We start from the raw sequence: 1,729 nt of genomic DNA, 5'->3' as shown, positions 1-1,729 counted from the left end.
GCTGCGGCGGCCCGATGCGCATCGTCGAAATCTTCCGTCGCGGGCAGAAGCCCTCATCCCGCGCACCACCCCGGGAGCAGGCCGCATGACGAAACACCCGTCCTTGCCGCGAATACCGCCCCGGTTCGTGCCCGCCGACCGGACCGCCCCCGGTGTGCCCCGTGCCACGATCCGTCCACGAACACGCGATCAACAAACCTGCCGGCACACGGAAATCACGATCGCACCCGATCGGGCAACCTCCCGCGGCCGACACTTTCTGACCGCACGACCGTCAGTACCCACCGTCGCAACCATCCGCAGCACACTTTCCCCATAGACAGCGCCGAGGTTCCCGCGGCTTCCACCTTGCGAGGATTTCCAACGCGGGCCAAGCTGCGCCCGACCACCACCGATCCGCCGCGGCCCGCATCGAAAATCCTTCAGCATTTCAGACATTTACCCTATCTTATGGGTGTCCGCTTTCTCGAATGAGCATCTCGTACCCAGCCATCAAAAGAAGACCGGGGTTGCCGGCGTAATGGTAACCGGAGAGCGCGCCGACCAGTGTCTACAGACGCGCTTCTCGAACATGTTTGGCAATACGGTCGAAGTGCTTGTCCCATGTTCCGCAACAGCCACCCCACATGTCGATGTCCGGATAGCGCCGGGCCAGGTCACCCATCTGTCGCCCCAGTTCCTCTGGGTCGCCCTCTTCGATGTGGCCGAGCCGGCAGAGCGAAACCTTGTCCATCCTAGCGGCGTTCGGTCGAATGGACCTAATCCGAGTTGTCCAACCGCCTGGTTCCAATGCCGGTTCGAATTCATCCGGATGTGAACAGTTGATGCCGTAAGAGTCAGGCCGGGCAGATCCCGCTTCCGCGTCAGTCGCCTCGATAGCTTCCCTCAGGCTGGGCCCGGATTTCAGCCGGTGATTGCTATCCAACGTGAATGACATATTGACCGGAAGTCCCATGGATGACGCTGCCCGGCTGATGCCTACAGCCTCAGGCACATTGTTGATCGTCGCAGCCCAGACAAGATCGACACCACAGTCCTTCAACGTCTCCATTTGCGTGGCGTGGTACTCCTCCGCGCCTTCAGCGGTTATGTTTTGATTGAGGGAGTATGCGTCGCCACGTGGACCAATAATTCCGGCCACGGCAATGTGGGTAAGATCAGCAGTGTAAGGCATCGCAACGTCACGTAGAAAGTCAATGCACTTGTGCTGCATCTCACGTAGACCTTCCGCCGAATACCCCAGTTTGTCGCCCCAATCCGGACTGGCGCGATAGTCGAAACCAGACATCAGGACGGAAAAGCCGTGTTTGGCGGCAATGTCGAGATAGCGGCGGTACATGTCCTTCAGATCAACGACGGCCTCCGGGCTGTCCATCAACTCGAACATAGCAAACTCGCGGAGCTCATGGCCATGGCGATACATGGCCTCGGTCTCGACGCCGCCTTCAGTGAGGTAGAGTACGCCTTCTTGCCGTGGGAATTTGGTCAATTCTAACGCCACAGTTATCTCCCAAGTTAAAATGAATTGGCTCAACGTACCAGAAAATCAGGTTCACCGCATCGGAGTGTGCACTCAAAGCGGTCATCCGAGCGTTACACTCGGATGTCTCCAACTTCGGCAACACGCACTGCTTTCCGGAATCAGATCTTGTCTCAACTTGCCCGGAGCGCAGCCTCTCCCTGTTTGACAAACCAGGCGTAGGTATCGCGGATACCTTCATCGAGCGGT

General features: G+C 58.5%; 1 protein-coding gene. It reads right to left on the bottom strand.

Going from position 1 to position 1,729, the window contains the following annotated elements; all coding sequences use genetic code 11:
- Nucleotides 1-550 precede the first annotated feature (550 nt).
- Entirely contained in the window at nucleotides 551-1,501 is a 951-nt protein-coding gene (locus BLR85_RS28215) for a homocysteine S-methyltransferase family protein (RefSeq protein ID WP_212635195.1), read from the bottom strand.
- Nucleotides 1,502-1,729 lie beyond the last annotated feature (228 nt).

The organism is Aliiruegeria lutimaris, from assembly GCF_900099935.1.
Taxonomy (GTDB): domain Bacteria; phylum Pseudomonadota; class Alphaproteobacteria; order Rhodobacterales; family Rhodobacteraceae; genus Tropicimonas; species Tropicimonas lutimaris.
The sequence above is the reverse complement of the archived record's forward strand: the minus strand, read 5'-3'. Positions and strand labels throughout refer to the sequence as shown.